This window comes from Knoellia sp. 3-2P3 (genome assembly GCF_029223115.1).
Classification (GTDB): Bacteria; Actinomycetota; Actinomycetes; order Actinomycetales; family Dermatophilaceae; genus Pedococcus_A.
On record NZ_JARGZE010000006.1, the window covers coordinates 1 to 17330 of the forward strand.

The following is a 17330-nucleotide window of genomic DNA, read 5'->3' on the forward strand; positions in this document are numbered from 1 at the left end:
CTGGGAGTCCTTGCGCGACGGGCTCGGGGCGGCCACCACCCTGGGCGGGTTGGACGCCGGCACCCACCTGGCCCCGGAGACCGTGCGGCGGCTGTGCTGCGACGGCTCCGTCATCCCCATCGTCCTGGGCGGCAAGGGTGAGGTCGTGGACTGGGGGCTGGAGAAGCGGTACTTCACCGACGCCCAGACCAAACGGCTCTGGCTGCGCGACGGCGGGTGTACGTACCCGGGTTGTGACGCCCCGCCACAGTGGACCGACGCTCATCATCTTGTCCACTGGGCGGACCTCGGCCCCTCTGACCTGTCGAACGCGGCCCTGCTGTGCGAGCGGCACCACACCATCGTGCACAACCGCCGCTACGCCGGCCGGGTCGTCAAGGACGTCGACGGGGAGCGGGTCGAGTGGGACCTCACCCGCGGCTCCTGGGACGAGCTCCTCGCGAGACGCGCCGCGCAGGAGCCAGCGTGACCCCGCCCCACACCCCGCCAACCGCCGGCGGGGTGCGGAGCGTGCACGCCGTCAGCGCGTGAGCGAGACCTGGGCATCCAGGGTGAGGTCGCCCGGGCTGTTGCCCCGCTGGTGCACCTCGATGGCCAGGGAGTTGGTGCCCGTCCCGACGGCGCCGGCGGGCAGGCTGATCGTCACCGGCGTGGTCTCGTCGTCGCCGCCCACCGCCGTGGCCGCCTTGGTCGTGAAGGTGACCGCACCGGAGGGCATGTTCGACCGGGCGACCTCGACGCCGTTGAGGTAGACCACCGCGCCGTCGTCCCGGAGCAGGTCGAGGGTCACGGCGGTGACGGGGTCGCCGGCCGGCACGGAGAACGAGGTGCGGAAGTAGTAGGTGTTGCGCCCGTTGGTCGCGGGGATGGTGGTGGCGTTGCGGTTGCGGAAGCCGAGGTCGCCCACACCGGTCGGCCAGGCGGAGTCGTCGTAGGCCGCTGCTCGCCACACGGTGCCCAAGTCGCCGCCGGTGGCCAGGTAGCGCCAGGTGGACCCGAAGGGCAGGACCGTAGCCCCGCCGCCACCGCCGCTGTCGCCGCCGAAGACGCTGTTGCGGGCCACAGGCGTGCCCCCCGTGGTGCTGGCGGCCCAGCTGGAGGGTCGGCGTTGTCGAGCGCCGGGTCCTTGAGCTCCAGGGAGGAGCCACCGCCCACCGACGGCCACGGCGCCGCGGCCGAGTAGGCGACCTCGTCGACCACCCTGCTCCCCTGCCGGAGGCGCACCGTGCCACCGGTGTCGCCGAGCGAGCCGGGGTACTCACCGCCCACCCACAGGGCGGGGCCGTGGACCGACCGGAACGTCGGGTCGTCCTTGACGAACACGGCATACGCGCCGGGAAGGAGCACCGTGCCGGGCGGGATGGCGTAGCTGCCGACACCCTCGAGGACCCAGTCCGACAGGTCGACGGACTCGGTGGTCGAGGGGTTGTGGAGCTCGACGTACTCGGCTGCGGGGTTCGCGGGCGCGTACTGGATCTCGTTGATGACCACCGCCGGTGCGCTGGTCTGCGAGACCGGGATCTCCCCTTGCCCGGTGTGGGCCGCGATCTGGTCGCGGCGCTCCTGCACTCCGTCGACGACCTTCTGCCGGCTGTTCGTCAACGAGGGCGTGCCCCACCGCTGCCGGTCCAGCGAGATGTCGCTCGCGCAGCAGGTGGTCCAGGAGTCGAAGGTGCTGAGCAGGCCGTTCCCGACGAGGAAGCGGTCGTGCAGGGTGCGGACCCTGCGGAAGTGCATGGCCTTGACCTCGGGGATCGCCAGCAGCGAGGCGTGCAGCTTGTTGAAGCTGGTGGTCGGCGTGACGAGGTCGCCCTTGCCGTCGCGGCCCGCCGAGAAGATGCCGTCGAGGTCCCAGTGCAGCAGGCGCCAGCGACCGTCGCCCTCCACGTCCCGCACGATGTAGAAGTTCTTCCCGCCGACGTCCCACTGCCGCATCGCGACGACCAGCGCCATGAAGTTGACCATCTGGCTGATGTCGACGTGCTCGTGGAGCCAGGCCCGCTTGGCCGCCGAGTCGGGCTTGGCCAGCCACTGCGTCAGCTCCCAGGCATCGGTGTAGTCGCCCTCACCGTTCTTCTTGTCGAGGTCCAGGGACGCCTCGAGCTCCGCCGGGGTGGCATAGGTGCGCAGCCCACCGGCGTCGACCTTGTAGATGGCCCAGTCGTCGTAGCCGCGCTGGCCTCGCCACACGTTGTCGTACTTCTCGAGCAGCTCGACGACGCTGTAGAAGTCGCCGTTGCGGTGGGTGCGCACCATCGAGTACCGCAGCGGGGCGTTGCCCGCCTCCTCGACCATCTTCCAGCCGAGCCCCGGGATGGGCGCGTTCTTGCTGTTGAGGGCGAACTCGTCCATCGGGTAGGCGTAGGGTGCGCCGAGGTCGATGAGGTGCCCCTTGGGCAGGGTGACGTCCCACTTGACCTTGGCGTCGGTGCAGCTGCTCTGGCCGCGGATGTGCATCAGCGCACCGTCGAACACCTTGCCCTGCCAGGCGATGACGGCGGGCGCGTCGACGCCGTCGCACCGGTGGTTGGTGAGCAGGTCGTTGTAGTCGGCGTCGGCCATGAACCACTCGAGCACCCGGTACTTCGCCGTGTCCTGCTCGGGGTCGGTCGCGACCACGCCCTCGTAGCGCCGCGAGTCCCCGGCCGGCGGGTGGGCCGCGGTCGAGGAGCCGGCCACGACGTCGACGCGGTAGCGCAGCAGCTGGCCGGCCGGGACCCCGGGCACCGTCGCGGCATACACGCCGTCGCCCGCCCCTCCGGGGCTCGCCGCGTCGTCGAGCATCGGTCGGGTGGTGTCCGGCCCGAACATGACCTTCGTGGTCAGGGTGACGGCGGCACCGAGGGTGGCGCGGGCGCTGACGGTGACGGCCTGGTTCGGCGCCGGGCGCTGCGGCGAGGCGGTGACCTGGCTGATGCCGGCCGGCGGGTTCAGCTCGACCGAGTTCACCGCCCGCGGCGTGCCGTAGGCGGCCTGGCTCGGTGCCCAGCTCGCCGCGTCGGCGTTGTCGGCCGAGAGGCCGAGCAGCTCGAGGGAGGGGCCTGCCCCGTCGGGCGAGACCGGCCAGGGTGCCGCGTCGTCGTAGGTGACCTCGTCGACCACCGCCGAGGAGTCGTCGACGAGGGTCACCTGCTCCCCACCGTTGGAGAGGCTGGTGCCGGCGAAGGTGAAGTCCGGTGCGAAGCCGTAACGCTGTTCGAAGACCGCCGCGTCGGGCGCGCCCACGACCCGCGAGCCGCCCGGGACCACCGTCCCGGCGGGGAAGGGCGCCGGGAGCGTGATGCCCGCCCCGAAGGACCACCCCGAGATGTCGACCGGGTCGCTCCCGCGGTTGGCGAGCTCGATGAACTCCAGGGGGTCGGGGTCGACCGCGTGGTACATCAGCTCGGAGATCACGATGTCGGAGGGTGCCGCGCTGGCGCCCGTCGGCTGGGCCACGGCGAGCCCGCCGACGGCCGTGGCGGCCGCGCAGAGCGCAGCCAGTCGCTGTGTGGTCCGAATGCCCATGGCACACCCCTCGTGGTCGTGCCATGCAGTCTTCCTACGCACCCTCCCGGGCCATAGCGCAGTTCTCCGTAGGGCGCCTACGCAGATCGGTCGAGGCGCCGCCCGGTTCGTACTACGCCAGCGCGGACACGCACCACGAACGGTTCGGCCCCCGGTCCCGAGGCTGGGGGCGTGGGTGGTCGTGGGTCAGCCGACGGTGACGCTCGGTGCGCCCGCGCTCTCCTCGTCGATGGGCTCCCCCATCTCCTCGGCGATGCGCATGGCCTCCTCGATGAGCGTCTCGACGATCTTCGACTCGGGCACGGTCTTGATGACCTCGCCCTTGACGAAGATCTGGCCCTTGCCGTTGCCCGAGGCAACGCCGAGGTCGGCCTCGCGAGCCTCACCGGGGCCGTTGACGACACAGCCCATGACGGCCACGCGCAGCGGCACGGTCATGCCCTCGAGACCGGCGGTCACCTCGTCGGCGAGCTTGTAGACGTCGACCTGGGCGCGGCCGCACGAGGGGCAGGAGACGATCTCGAGCTTGCGCGGCTTGAGGTTGAGCGACTGGAGGATCTGGTTGCCCACCTTGACCTCCTCGACGGGAGGCGCGGACAGCGAGACGCGGATGGTGTCGCCGATGCCCTTCGACAGCAGCGCGCCGAAGGCGGTGGCCGACTTGATGGTGCCCTGGAACGCCGGGCCGGCCTCGGTCACCCCGAGGTGCAGCGGCCAGTCGCCCCGCTCGGAGAGCATCTCGTAGGCGCGGACCATGACGACCGGGTCGTTGTGCTTCACCGAGATCTTGAAGTCGTGGAAGTCGTGCTCCTCGAAGAGGCTGGCCTCCCACACCGCCGACTCCACGAGCGCCTCGGCCGTGGGCTTGCCGTACTTCTCGAGCAGCCGGGGGTCGAGCGAGCCCGCGTTGACGCCGATGCGGATCGAGACGCCGGCGTCCTTGGCAGCCCGGGCGATCTCCTTGACCTGGTCGTCGAACTTGCGGATGTTGCCGGGGTTCACCCGCACCGCTGCGCAGCCGGCGTCGATCGCGGCGAAGACGTACTTCGGCTGGAAGTGGATGTCGGCGATGACCGGGATCTGCGACTTGCGGGCGATCGCCGGCAGCGCGTCGGCGTCGTCCTGGCTGGGGCAGGCCACGCGCACGATGTCGCAGCCGGATGCCGTGAGCTCGGCGATCTGCTGGAGGGTCGCGTTGATGTCCGTGGTCGGCGTGGTGCACATGGACTGCACCGAGATGGGGGCGTCGCCCCCGACCTCGACCTTGCCCACCCGGATCTTGCGGGTCTTGCGGCGCGGGGCCAGCACGGGGGCGGGGGCGGAGGGCATGCCAAGCGAGACGGTCATGGAGGAAGTATCTCCCAGGTGTCGTGGAGGGCCGTGTCGTGAGGGGCGGTCAGCCGCCGAGGCGGACCGGTTTGACGATGTCGGCGTAGATCAGCAGCACGGACATGACGATGAGCACCGACGACACGGCATACGCCACGGGCAGCGCCTTGGCCACGTCGACGTAGCCGGGGTCCGGCCGTCCGAGCATCCGCGCGGTCCGGCGCTTCAGCCCCTCCCAGAGGGCGCCCGCCACGTGACCTCCGTCGAGGGGCAGCAGCGGGATGAGGTTGAAGACGAACAGCGCGAGGTTCAGCGAGGCGATCAGGCCGACGAGCGTGACGAACTTGGCCATCGCGCCGCCGTCGATCTGCGAGGTGTCGGTGCTGGCGACCTCGCCGGCGACCCGGCCGACGCCCACCACGGAGATCGGGCCCTCGGGGTCGCGCTCGCCGGAGCCGAAGGCGGCCTCGGCCACACCGACCATCTTCTCGGGGATCCGCAGCACGACCCCGGCCGTGCGGGCGACCTGCTCCCAGATCAGTCCCGGCACCGCCGCGACGGGCTGCTGGACGATCTCCGGGGTGCCACTGGTGCCGAGGAACCCGGCCCGCTCGGTGATGACCTCGCCGGAGGCATCGGTCTCGGGACGGCCCTGCTCGTCGTAGACCGGCAGGTCGAGCACCAGCGGCTTGGCGCTGACGCTCTGCTGCTGGCCGTCGCGCTCGAACACGATGGTCATCGGCTTGTCGAGGTTGCCCCGGATGGCGACGCGCACGTCGTCCCAGGTCGAGACCTGCCGGCCGGCCACCGAGATGAGCTCGTCGCCCGGCTTGAGCCCGGCGGCGTTGGCCGGCGCGACCGGCATGTCGGGGGTGCACTCCTGCGAGGTGTTCTGCCCCGCCTTCTTTACGTCGACGCACTCGCTGACGCTGGACAGCTTCGGGGTGACCTCGGGCAGCCCGTAGAGGGTGAAGATGCCGCCGAACAGGGCGGTGGCGATGAGCAGGTTCATCACCGGGCCACCGAGCATGACCGTGAGCTTCTTGGGCACCGAGAGGCGGTAGAAGACGCGCCGCTCGTCGCCCGGCTGGACCTCCTCGAGGCTGGCCTGCCGGGCCTCGTCCATGAGCTGGGAGAACCGCCCGGTGCTCGACACCCGCAGCGTGTCGGGGTCGTCGCCCGGCCGGGGCGGGAACATGCCGATCATGCGGATGTAGCCGCCGAGCGGGATCGCCTTGACGCCGTACTCCGTCTCGCCGCGGTGCCGCGACCACACGGTGGGCCCGAACCCGACCATGTACTGGGTGACCTTGACGCCGAACCTCTTGGCCGGCACGAGGTGGCCGATCTCGTGGAGGGCGATCGAGGCACCGATGCCGACGGCGACGAAGAGGACGCCGAGGAGGTACATCACGTGGCGGCCCCTGCGGTTTCGGTGGCTTCAGCGTCGATCTGCGGCAAACCCAACACCTTCCGTGCGCGTGCGCGGGCCCAGGCGTCGGCCCGCAACACCTCCTCAACGCTCAGGGCGTCCGAATCACTCCCCGCCGCGTCACCGTGCTCGTCGACACTGTGCTCGTCGACGACCCGCGAGATGGTGTCGACGATGTCGAGGAACCCGATCCGGCCCTCGTGGAACGCGTCGACGCCCACCTCGTTGGCCGCGTTGTAGACCGCGGGGTAGGTCCCGCCGGCCGCGCCGACCTGCCGCGCCAGCCGGACCGCGGGGAACGCGTCGTCGTCGAGCGGGAAGAAGTCCCACGACTGCGCCTGCGTCCAGTCGCAGGGCACGTCGACGTCGGCCAGCCGCTCGGGCCACGAGAGCCCGAGGGCGATCGGCACGAGCATCCGCGGCGGCCCCATCTGCGCGATGGTCGAGCCGTCGTGGAACTCCACCATCGAGTGGATCCACTGCTGGGGGTGCACGACGACGTCGATCCGCTCGAACGGGATGTCGAAGAGCAGGTGGGCCTCGATCACCTCGAGGCCCTTGTTGACCAGCGTGGCGGAGTTGGTGGTGACGACGCGGCCCATGGCGTAGTTGGGGTGGGCCAGCGCCTCGGCGGGGGTCACGTGGCGCAGCTCCTCGCGGGTCTGCCCGCGGAACGGCCCGCCGCTGGCGGTGACCACGAGCCGCCGCACTTCCTCCGACCGCCCGCCGCGCAGGCTCTGGGCGATGGCCGAGTGCTCGGAGTCGACGGGCACGATCTGGTCGGGTCGGGCCAGCGCCTTGACGAGGGGGCCACCGACGATGAGCGACTCCTTGTTGGCCAGCGCGAGCACCGAGCCGGCCTCGAGCGCCGCGAGCGTGGGCCGCAGCCCGATGGAGCCGGTGATCCCGTTGAGCACCACGTCCGCGCCGCAGCCGGCGGCGAGCACGCTCGCCTCCTCGCCCACCACCACCTCGGGCCGGTATGCCGTGCGGCCGGCCCGGGCGGCATACGCACCGATCGCGTCGGTGACCTGCTCGCGGGTGGCGCCGGCCACGGCCACGAGCGGCGCCGAGGTCGCCACGGCCTGCCGCGCGACCAGGTCGACGTTGTCGCCGGCGCTGAGCGCGGCGACGGTGAACCGGTCGGGGTTGCGGGCGATGACGTCGAGGGCCTGGGTGCCGATCGAGCCGGTCGACCCGAGCACGACGACGGAACGGGAGGAGGTCACTGCCCCATTCTCCCCCATGGGACACGTGCGACCGGACGGGCGGGCGTGGGCCCGGTCCGGAGCAGGGTCAGTCGACGAAGATCCGCTCCTCGATGAGCTGCTCCTGCACGATGCGGCCCTCGCGCTCGAACCGGCCCTGCTCGAACCGCTTCATGAACTCGAGCTCGACCTTGTCGATGCCGCCCCGGTTCTTCTCGATGGTCAGCACCACCCACTGGCGGAACCGCTCGGCGTTGTCGAGGTGGTACATCAGGTGGTGCCGGGCGACGATGTCGTACTTGTCGTTGAGGATGAAGACGACGTCGGCCTCGTAGGCGAGCGCGGACGAGCCCCGCAGGTCGTGCACGCGCATGCGCTTGCCGGCGACCAGGCTGGCCTTGTCGGCGGCCACGACGGCGAGCACGGGGGCCTCCATCGTCAGTGCGATGTCCTTGAGCTGCTCGACCACGTGGGTGATGCGGTCCTCGTCATTGAGGCCCGAGCCGCGCACCGGCACCTTCTGCAGGTAGTCGACGAGGACGAACGGCGCCTGGCCGTGCTCCTCGGCCACCGCCTCCACGGCCGCACGGATCTCGTCGATGCCGGTGTGCATGCCGCTGGAGCTGTGGATGTGCAGGCGGTCGGCGTAGCGCTCGAGGGCCCGCACCGCGTGGGCCCCGCCCTTGGTGCTCCCGAACTGCTCCTCGAGCGAGGTCGCGCGGGCATGGCGGGACTCGAAGACCTGGCGGATCGTGTTGAGGGTCAAGCCCTCCGTCCCGCCGAGGTCGGCGGCCTCGATCGCGATGAGGCGCTCGAGCACTGCGTGGGCGTCGTGCTCGTAGGAGAAGAAGATCGCCGGTCGCGTGCCGGTGACCACTGCACGGCGCAGCATCTGCAGCGCCATGGTGGTCTTTCCGAGGCCCTGCGGACCGCCCATGAGGATCAGCTCACCCGAGCGCAGCCCACCGGCGAGGGCGGTGTCGAGCGCGTCGAACCCCGTGGGCCACACGCGGGCCCCCGCCGAGCGCCCCTGCTGGATCTTGTGGGTGGTGTCCGCGAGGACGCTGGTGAGGGACTTCAGGCGCGGGTCGGCGGGCGCAGTGGCGGACGCCCCGTCCTCCTCGAGGAGGCCGGCCTGGTCTGCGGCGGAGACCGTGGCTGTCATGGCGCAATTCGACCCGCGCAGCGGCAGGGCCCGAAAGGCCGTTGCGTGAAATGTGCCCGAACGGCCCATCCGCAAACCGGGCGAAGTGGGGCGAACCCCCCGTGCCGGTCAGCCCCGCTCGGGCCGGGAGAACGAGATGCCCGAGCTGAGGATGCGCAGGGCCGTGCCGATGTAGATGAGGTTGAACAGCATCTGCACCGTGACCATCAACCGGGCCGCCGTCTCTGCCGCGTGGATGTCGCCGAACCCGACGGTGGCCGTGGTCGTCACGGAGAAGTACAGCGCGTCGGAGCGGTTCTCCAGGCCGGAGAACTGCTCGGGGGCGGCGGCCGAGGTGATGGCGTAGAGAAGCGCGAAGCCGAGGACGAGCAGGTAGAGGGACGTGAGCAGCTGCTGGACCCGGTGGTACTCGGGCGGCTGCCGGTCGTGGCTGCGCCGGGCCGCCGTCCGCAGGAAGAACAGCAGCACACCCCAGGCGACGACGGAACCCGCGAGCCTGCCCGCCGCGGTCGCGTCGCCCCAGGGCGACCGCAGCGGGAGCAGGTAGTAGCCGATCGTGAGGAGCACCAGCACGACGGTGGTGTGCCACAGCAGGCCCACCAGCGGCTCGCGCACCCCCCTGTCAGGCATGGCCTGCTCCCTCCGCCGACGCCGGCTCCTCCGTCAGGGGGCGATGCCGACGTACTTGGTCTCGAGGTACTCCTCGATGCCCTCGAACCCTCCCTCGCGGCCGAACCCGGAGGCCTTGACACCTCCGAAAGGAGCCGCGGGGTTGGAGACGATCCCCTGGTTGAACCCGATCATGCCGAACTCCAGCGCCTCGCTCACCCGAATCATCCGCGACAGGTCCCGGGTGAAGACGTAGGCGACCAGGCCGTACTCGGTGCCGTTGGCCATCTCCAGCACCTCCTCCTCGGAGCTGAACCCCGCGATGGGGGCGACCGGGCCGAAGATCTCCTCCGTCATCACGCGGGCGTCCTTCGGCACACCGGTGACGACGGTCGGCTCGAAGAAGTAGCCCTTGCCCTCGGAGGGACTGCCACCGAGCACCACGTTGGCGCCCTTGTCACGGGCGTCGCGCACCAGCTCGGCCACCCCGTCGCGAGCCTTGGCGTCGATGAGCGGGCCGACGTCGACGCCCTCCTCGGTGCCGCGGCCGACCGTCAGGGCGCCCATCCGCTCGGCGAAGCGGCGGCCGAACTCGTCCATGAGGCTCTCGTGGACGTAGAACCGGTTCGCCGCCGTGCAGGCCTCTCCGATGTTGCGCATCTTCGCGAGCATGGCGCCGTCGACCGCCCGGTCGAGGTCGGCGTCCTCGAAGACGATGAACGGCGCATTGCCGCCGAGCTCCATCGAGACGCGCAGCAGCTGCTCCGCCGACTGCTCGACGAGCTTGCGGCCGACGGGCGTGGAGCCGGTGAAGGTGAGCTTGCGCAGCCGCGGGTCGCGGATGATCGGCTCCATGACCTCGCCGGTGCGCGTCGTGGTGACGACGTTGAGCACCCCGTCGGGAAGGCCGCACTCCCGCAGCACCTCGGCCAGGGCGAGCATGCTGAGCGGCGTCTGTCCGGCCGGCTTGACGACCATGGTGCACCCGGCTGCGATCGCCGGACCGATCTTGCGGGTGCCCATGGCGAGCGGGAAGTTCCACGGCGTGATCATCAGCGTCGGGCCCACCGGCGCCTTCATGGTCATCAGCCGGGTGGCGCCGTTGGGCGAGGTGGACCAGCGGCCGTGGATGCGCACGGCCTCCTCGGAGAACCAGCGGAAGAACTCGGCCCCGTAGGTGACCTCGCCCTTGGACTCGGCGAGCGTCTTGCCCATCTCGAGGGTCATGAGCATCGCGAAGTCATCGGCACGCGCGGTGATCTTCTCGAAGGCGGCCCGCAGGATCTCCCCGCGGTCGCGCGGCGGCGTCGCGGCCCAGTCCTTCTGGGCTGAGGCGGCAGCGTCGAGCGCAGCCAGGCCGTCCTCGACGGTGGCGTCGGCGACCTCGGTCAGGACCTCGCCGGTGGAGGGGTCCTCGACCTTGATGGTGGCGCCGTCGGAGCTGTCCCGCCACGAGCCCCCGATGAGGAGCTGCGTCGGAACGGAGTCGATCAGGTCCTTCTGCGACATGGCCATCAGGTGCTCTCCTCGGTCTCGTCTGGGGTCTCGTGGGCGGTCGGCGTGCCATGGGGGTATGCCGGGTGGCCGCCCTTGGGCGGCCAGGTCTCGTTGTGGTCGTGCGACAGGCCGGTGCTGTGGTGGTGGCCGTGCGCGTGCGGCGTGCCGCCGAACGGCTGCGTGGGCTCGGGCACCCGCCCGGCGAGCAGCGGCTGTGCCGGGTCCCAGCGGGTGCCGTCACGCTCGTCCCTGCGCTTGCGGGCGATGGCCGAGAGCGCTTCCAGCACAACCCGGTTCGCGAGGGCCGCCGTGATGTCGGCGTGGTCGTAGGGCGGGCTGACCTCGACGACGTCGATGCCGACGACCGGCAGTTCGAGGCAGATCCGCCGCACCGAGTCGAGCAGCTCGCGGGCGGACAGGCCCCCGGGCTCCGGGGTGCCGGTGCCCGGGGCGTGCCCCGGGTCGCACACGTCGATGTCGACCGAGAGGAAGACGCCGTCGCACTCGTCGGTCGCGATGGTGAACGCCTCGGTGAGGCAGTCCTGCAGGCCGCGGTGCACGATCTCCGTCATCTCGAACGAGCGCATCCGCTGGCCGGCCATCCAGTCGAGCGTCTCCGGCGGTGGCCAGTAGCCGCGCAGCCCGACCTGGAGGAAGCGGTCGCCGCGCAGGGCCCCCGACTCGATGAGCCGTCGCATGGGCTGCCCGTGCCCCCACAGCGAGCCGAACTCGATGTCGCCGGTGTCGGCGTGCGCGTCGAAGTGGATCATCGAGACCCGACCGTGCCCGAGGACGTTGGCCACGCCCTTGGCGTCGGGGAAGGCGATCGAGTGGTCGCCGCCGAGGACGACCGGGATGGCCCCGGCCCGGGCGACCTTCTCCACCGCGGACTCAAGGGCTGGCAGCGCCACCTCGATGTCGCCGGAGTACATCTCGACGTCGCCGGCGTCGACGACCTTGAGGTCGACGAGGCCGTCGGTGCGCAGCGCCAGTGACGGGCGGGAGCCGTCGTGCGGCAGGTAGTCGGTCATCCTGATGGCCTGCGGGCCGAACCGGGTGCCGGGCCGGTGCGAGGTGCCGCCGTCGAACGGTGCGCCGAGCACCACGACGTCGGCGCCGGCATACGTCTCCGGCTCGTCGAGGTCGCAGGCGGGAACGCCGAGGAACGTGATGTCGGGCCCGAACTGGGCGCCGTAGCGGGTCATGGCTCGACCCTAGCCCGCCGACGTGGCGGCCGTCGGGCGGTCCTCCATGCCCCACGGGGAGCCGTAGCCCTCCGGCTTCGGCGCCTTCAGCAGGTCGAGGAACGGCACGGCGTCGAACGCCTCGGGGCCCAGCACACCGGCGCCCGACCACGCGCCGGTCGCGAGGAGCTCGAGGGCCACGACGGGGTTGACCGCGGTCTGCCACACCACGCACTGGGCGCCGTAGTCGCGCATCGTCTGCTCGTTGTCGGCGACGTGGTAGAGGTACGTCGCGCGCGGCCGGCCGTCCTTGCCCCTGCCCGTCACCCACAGGCCCGCACAGGTCTTGCCGGTCATCCGCGGCCCGATGGTCGCGGGGTCCGGCAGGCACGCGGCCACGACGTCGCGCGGCGAGACCTCGACTCCCCCGACCCGGACCTTCTCCGTGCGGTCGAGGCCCAGGGTGTTGAGGGTCTTCAGGACGCCGATGAACTCGTCACCGAGGCCGTACTTGAACGTCACCCGCTTGGCGTCGACCCAGCGCGGCATGAGGAGGACCTCCTCGTGCTCGACGTTGACGCACTCGACCGGCCCGATGCCCTCGGGGAAGTCGAACACCTCCGGCTCCGAGAAGGGCGCCGTGGTGTACCAGCCGCGCTCCTTCTCCCAGACGACCGGCGGGTTCAGGCACTCCTCGATGGTGGTCCAGATCGAGAAGCTCGGCGCGAAGACCTCGTTGCCGTCCTCGTCGTGCACCGCGAGGTTGGCGCCGTCGCGGGTGCCCAGCTCGTCGATCTCCGAGAACAGGTGGTCGGCGGCATACCGGGCGAAAACGTCGGACAGGCCGGGCTCGACGCCGATCCCCACCAGGGCCAGGCGCCCGGCCGACTCCCAGTCCCCCGCCCTCGCGAACTGCTCGTCCCCGAGCTTGACCCCGGTCTGCGCGTAGGGCTGCTCGGGGTGCCGCTGCGACAGGCTCATGGCCATGTCGAGGTAGTCGGCGCCTGCGGCCAGCGCACCACGGAAGATCGGCATGACGAAGCGCGGGTCGACGGCATTGAGGACGTGCGTGATGCCGTGCTCGCGCGCCAGCGCCTCGACCTCCTCGGCGCGCGAGGCGTCGACCCGTGCGGCCACCAGCCGGCCCTCACCGGGCCGGCGGGCCGTGGCCGCCTCGGCGGTGGCCTTGGCCCTCGCCTCGTCGTAGTCGGCGACGACCAGCAGCTCGAAGAAGTCTCGCTCGACGGCGATCCGGGCTGCGGCGTCACCGACGCCGCCGGAGCCGACCAGAAGGATGCGCACGGCGGTCAGGCTGCTTTCTCTCGGCGGCTGGCGAGGAACTGGCCGGTGATCACGGCGAGCAGCGCCAGCAGGAACATGATCGTGCCGATGACGTTGACCTGCACCGGCGCTCCGCGCTGGGCGGCGCCCCACACGTACATCGGGAAGGTGATCGAGCTGGGGCTCGCGTTGAAGTTGGTGATGATGTAGTCGTCGAAGCTGAGCGAGAACGCCAGGAGCGCACCGGCCGCGATGCCCGGTGCTGCCAGGGGCAGCGTGATGCGCACGAACGTGTGGAACGCGTTGGCGCCGAGGTCGGCGGCCGCCTCCTCCAGGCGGGGGTCGAGGGTGGCCACCCTGGCCTTGACGGCGACGACGACGAACGAGATGCAGAACATGATGTGCGCGATGGTGATCGCGAGCCCACCCGCGGGCAGGCCCATCATGAGGAACAGCGTCAGCAGGCTCGACCCCATGACGACCTCGGGGGTCGCCATGGGCATGAAGATGAGCAGGTTGGTCGACGAGCGTCCGCGGAAGCGGTGCCGGCCCAGGGCGAAGGCGATCATCGTGCCCAGGGCGGTGGCGACCAGCGCGGCGACGAACCCGATCCTGAGGCTGAGCCCCACGGACTCGCAGATGCCCTGCGCCCCACAGGGGTTGGCCCACGCCTCCGTGGAGAACTTGGTCCACGTGTAGTTGTAGCGGCCGACCGGGTCGTTGAACGAGAAGACCGCGACGATGATGTTGGGCACCAGCATGTACGCGAGCACGGCCAGCGCGGCGAAGGCCAGCAGGTGGCGGCGAATCCACGCCATGGCTACACCAGCTCCTCGGTGCCGGCCCGGCGCACGTACAGGGCGACGAGGGTGACGATCAGGATGAGCAGGATGAAGGAGAGGGCCGCGGCCATCGGGTAGTCGAGGACGCGCAGGAACTGGCTGTCGATGACCTGCCCGACCATCACGGTCTGGGTGTTGCCGAGGAGCCGGGAGTTGATGAAGTCGCCGGCGGCGGGGATGAACGTGAGCAGGGTGCCGGCCACGACGCCCGGCAGCGAGAGCGGCCAGGTGACGTGCCGGAAGGCCCGCCACGGCGTCGCGTACAGGTCACCGGCCGCCTCGACGAGACGGGAGTCGAGACGCTCGAGGCTGGCGTAGAGGGGCAGGATCATGAACGGGAGGAAGTTGTAGGTCAGGCCCGCGATCACGGCGAACTTGCTGGCGAGCAGCGTCTCGTTGTTGGTCAGGCCGACGGCCTGCAGCAACGTGGTGAACCCGGTCGCCTGCGCGATCTCCGTCACGGGGCCGGTGTCGGAGAGGATCGTGCGCCACGCCAGGGTGCGGATGAGGAAGCTGGTGAAGAACGGCGCGATGACCAGCACCAGCAGGACGTTCTTCCACCGCCCCGCCTTCTGCGCCATGAAGTAGGCCAGGGGGTAGCCCAGCAGGAGCGCGACCAGGGTCGCGGTCGCGGCATACCCCACCGACCGCAGCAGGTGCGGCCAGTAGCGCGAGAGGGCGTCGGCGTAGATCGCCACGTTGCCGGTGAAGGTGTAGCCCTCGTCGACGCTGCCCTCCTGCAGCGACTGCGAGCCCAGCGTGATCATCGGCGCGACGAAGAAGACCACCAGCCACAGCAGGCCCGGCGCGAGGAGCGCGTAGGGAACCCAGTTCCGGCGTGCCCGGGAGGGGTGGTCGCTGACCCCGGTCGACAGCGCCGGCGCCTCAGCCACGGTCGTCTTCCAGCTCGGCTCCGGCCTCGGCGTCCTCCCTGGCGTCGAGCGCGAACCCGTGCTCTGCCGCCCAGGAGATCGTGACGTTCTCCCCCACGGTGGCCCGCGCGGAGCCGTCGTTCTGCTGCACGACCACGAGCTCGCGACCCCACGGCATGCGCACGAGGTACTGCGTGGCGACGCCGGAGAAGGAGACGTCGGTGATCGTGCCCTTGAGCTGGTTCGGGCCACCGGTGGTGCCGAGCCGCAGCTTCTCCGGGCGCACGCCGAGGAAGATGTCGCGTATGCCGTCGGGCAGGTGCTCGCGGGAGACCTCGAGGTCGGCGTCGTGGGTGCGCACGATGACCGTGCCCTCCGACCCGGCTTCGCCGGTGACGGTCGCCTTGAGGAGGTTGGACTGCCCGAGGAAGTTGGCGACGAAGGTCGACCGCGGCTGCTCGTAGAGCGTCGCCGGGTCGCCGAGCTGCTCGAGCCTGCCGGCGTTCATCACCGCGATGGTGTCGGCCATGGTCATGGCCTCCTCCTGGTCGTGGGTGACGTGGATGAACGTCAGGCCGACCTCGGACTGGATCCGCTTGAGCTCGATCTGCATCTGCCGCCGGAGCTTGAGGTCGAGGGCCCCGAGCGGCTCGTCGAGCAGCAGCACGTCGGGCCGGTTGACCACGGCGCGCGCCAGCGCGACCCGCTGCTGCATGCCGCCGGAGAGCTGGGACGGCTTCTTCTTGGCGACCTGGCCGAGCTGGACGAGCTCGAGGGCCTCCTGCGCCTTCTTCCGTGCGTCCTTGTCGCCGCGCCGCTTGAGGCCGAACGACACGTTGTCGATCACGGTCATGTGCGGGAAGAGGGCGTAGGACTGGAACACCGTGTTGACGTTGCGCTGGTATGCCTTGGTCCTGGTGATGTCCTTGTCCCCGATGAGGATCTGCCCCGCGGTGGGGTCCTCCAGGCCCGCGACCATCCGCAGGGTGGTGGTCTTGCCGCAGCCGGAGGGGCCGAGCAGGGCGAAGAACGAGCCCTGCTCGATCGTCAGGTCGAGCGGGTGGACGGCGGTGAACTGCTCGAAGGACTTCGTCAGCCCGACGAGGCGCAGCGAGCCTGCGCCGTGCTCTGGGACCTGCGCCGCCATCAGCCCGTGGTCAGCTCGGAGAACATGGCGTTGTACTTGGTCTCCTCCTCCGGGGAGAGGCCGCGGAAGACGCGGGCCCGCGCCAGCACCTCCTCGCTGGGGAAGATCAGCGGGTTGTCGGCAGTCTCCGGGTCGTCCTTGGTCAGTGCCTCCTTGGTGCCCTTGACCGGCGGGATGTAGTTGACCCACGCCTCGACCTGGGCCATGACGGCGGGGTCGTAGTAGTAGTTGATGAGGGTCTCGGCGTTCTTCTTGTGCTTGGCCATCGCGGGGATGACGAAGTTGTCGGACCAGAGCGTGAAGCCCTTCTCCGGCAGGGTGTAACCGACCTTCGGGTTCTCGAACTGCAGCTGCACGACGTCACCGGTCCAGGCGACGCACGCGGCGATGTCACCCTTGGTGAGCCCGTCGGTGTAGTCGTTGCCGGTGAACCCCTTGATCTGGCCGGCGTCCTTGGCCTTCTGGATCATGGCGATGGCGGCCTCGTAGTCGGCGTCGGTGAAGTCGGCCGGGTTCTTGCCCTGCTCCATCAGCACGAGGCCCACGGTGTCGCGCATCTCCGACAGGAGGGTGACCTTGCCCTTCAGGGCCGGGTCGGTGAGCAGCTGCTCCATGGTCTCGATCTTCTTGCCGCCCGTGGCGTCGAGGTTGTAGGCGATGCCCGCGAACCCGCTCTGCCAGGGCAGCGAGTAGGCGCGGCCCGGGTCGAACTCGACGTTCCTCAGCGACTCCTCGAGGTTCTTGGCGTTGGGGATGTTCGCCATGTCGAGCTTCTGCACGTAGCCCTGGCGGATCAGGCGCGCCACCATCCAGTCGGTGCTGCACCAGACGTCACGACCCGTGTCGTTGCCGGCTGCCAGCAGCGGGCGCACCTTGGCGTAGAACTCGTCGTTGTCGTTGTAGTCCTCGGTGTAGTTGACCTTGATGCCGGTCTGCTTGGTGAAGGCATCCAGCGTCGGACGGCTCTTCTCGTCCTCGGACACGTCGATGTACTGCGTCCAGTTGGACCAGTTGACGATCTTCTCGGTGTCGGACAGGTCCTCGGCCGCCTTGGCGGTGGCGCTCGTGCCGCTCGCCGCCGGGCTGCGACCCTCGGAACCACATGCGGCCAGTGCCGTGACGCCGAGGCCTGCGGCGCCCAGCATCAGCGTCCGGCGGGACAGCAGCCCTCGCGCCAGGGCGGCGCTGAGGGTGGGGGGGATCTGGTCGTTCATGGGTGCTCTCCTGGTGCCGGCGCCGCGGGGGCGAGGTTGGTGC

15 protein-coding genes are annotated in these 17330 nt (G+C 70.5%); 1 reads left to right on the plus strand and 14 read right to left on the minus strand.

What is annotated here, in order from left to right:
* A partial coding sequence (locus P0Y31_RS16300) for an HNH endonuclease signature motif containing protein (protein WP_275871315.1) occupies positions 1-469 on the plus strand: 469 nt, incomplete at its 5' end.
* Between the two features lie 51 nt (positions 470-520).
* Here P0Y31_RS16300 and P0Y31_RS16305 read toward each other — a convergent pair.
* The 14 genes from P0Y31_RS16305 to P0Y31_RS16370 form a co-directional block, all read right to left on the minus strand.
* On the minus strand, positions 521-790 hold the full coding sequence (locus P0Y31_RS16305) for a hypothetical protein (protein WP_275871317.1): 270 nt from the start codon (positions 788-790) through the stop codon (positions 521-523).
* Positions 787-3507, minus strand: coding sequence for a lamin tail domain-containing protein (locus P0Y31_RS16310; protein ID WP_275871319.1), 2721 nt, complete (start codon positions 3505-3507; stop codon positions 787-789). Before P0Y31_RS16310 ends, P0Y31_RS16305 begins: the two co-directional genes overlap by 4 nt.
* A gap of 186 nt (positions 3508-3693) precedes the next feature.
* Positions 3694-4854: a flavodoxin-dependent (E)-4-hydroxy-3-methylbut-2-enyl-diphosphate synthase gene (gene ispG, locus P0Y31_RS16315; protein WP_275871321.1), complete on the minus strand. Its 1161-nt coding sequence runs from the start codon at positions 4852-4854 to the stop codon at positions 3694-3696.
* A 49-nt stretch (positions 4855-4903) separates the two neighbouring features.
* A complete protein-coding gene (locus P0Y31_RS16320) occupies positions 4904-6247 on the minus strand; it encodes a site-2 protease family protein (protein WP_275871689.1) in 1344 nt (447 codons plus the stop codon).
* The gene (gene dxr / locus P0Y31_RS16325) at positions 6247-7515 is read right to left on the minus strand and encodes a 1-deoxy-D-xylulose-5-phosphate reductoisomerase (RefSeq protein ID WP_275871323.1); all 1269 of its coding nucleotides are present in this window, start codon (positions 7513-7515) and stop codon (positions 6247-6249) included. The genes P0Y31_RS16320 and dxr overlap by 1 nt, the downstream gene beginning before the upstream one ends.
* Positions 7516-7564: 49 nt before the next feature.
* Positions 7565-8641 (minus strand): DnaB-like helicase C-terminal domain-containing protein, encoded by a 1077-nt coding sequence (locus P0Y31_RS16330; RefSeq protein ID WP_275871325.1) that lies wholly within the window; start codon positions 8639-8641, stop codon positions 7565-7567.
* A gap of 108 nt (positions 8642-8749) precedes the next feature.
* A complete protein-coding gene (locus P0Y31_RS16335) occupies positions 8750-9271 on the minus strand; it encodes a potassium channel family protein (RefSeq protein ID WP_275871327.1) in 522 nt (173 codons plus the stop codon).
* A gap of 33 nt (positions 9272-9304) precedes the next feature.
* Complete coding sequence (locus P0Y31_RS16340; protein WP_275871329.1) at positions 9305-10765, minus strand: NAD-dependent succinate-semialdehyde dehydrogenase; 1461 nt, start codon at positions 10763-10765, stop codon at positions 9305-9307.
* Positions 10765-11952 (minus strand): agmatinase, encoded by a 1188-nt coding sequence (speB, locus tag P0Y31_RS16345; RefSeq protein ID WP_275871331.1) that lies wholly within the window; start codon positions 11950-11952, stop codon positions 10765-10767. The genes P0Y31_RS16340 and speB overlap by 1 nt, the downstream gene beginning before the upstream one ends.
* Positions 11953-11961: 9 nt before the next feature.
* Positions 11962-13233, minus strand: coding sequence for a saccharopine dehydrogenase C-terminal domain-containing protein (locus P0Y31_RS16350; protein WP_275871333.1), 1272 nt, complete (start codon positions 13231-13233; stop codon positions 11962-11964).
* A gap of 5 nt (positions 13234-13238) precedes the next feature.
* Positions 13239-14030: an ABC transporter permease gene (locus tag P0Y31_RS16355; RefSeq protein WP_275871335.1), complete on the minus strand. Its 792-nt coding sequence runs from the start codon at positions 14028-14030 to the stop codon at positions 13239-13241.
* Positions 14031-14032: 2 nt separating this feature from the next.
* On the minus strand, positions 14033-14947 hold the full coding sequence (locus P0Y31_RS16360; RefSeq protein WP_275871337.1) for an ABC transporter permease: 915 nt from the start codon (positions 14945-14947) through the stop codon (positions 14033-14035).
* The gene (locus P0Y31_RS16365) at positions 14940-16073 is read right to left on the minus strand and encodes an ABC transporter ATP-binding protein (protein WP_275871339.1); all 1134 of its coding nucleotides are present in this window, start codon (positions 16071-16073) and stop codon (positions 14940-14942) included. Before P0Y31_RS16365 ends, P0Y31_RS16360 begins: the two co-directional genes overlap by 8 nt.
* Entirely contained in the window at positions 16073-17287 is a 1215-nt protein-coding gene (locus tag P0Y31_RS16370; RefSeq protein ID WP_275871341.1) for an extracellular solute-binding protein, read from the minus strand. Before P0Y31_RS16370 ends, P0Y31_RS16365 begins: the two co-directional genes overlap by 1 nt.
* Between the last annotated feature and the right edge of the window lie 43 nt (positions 17288-17330).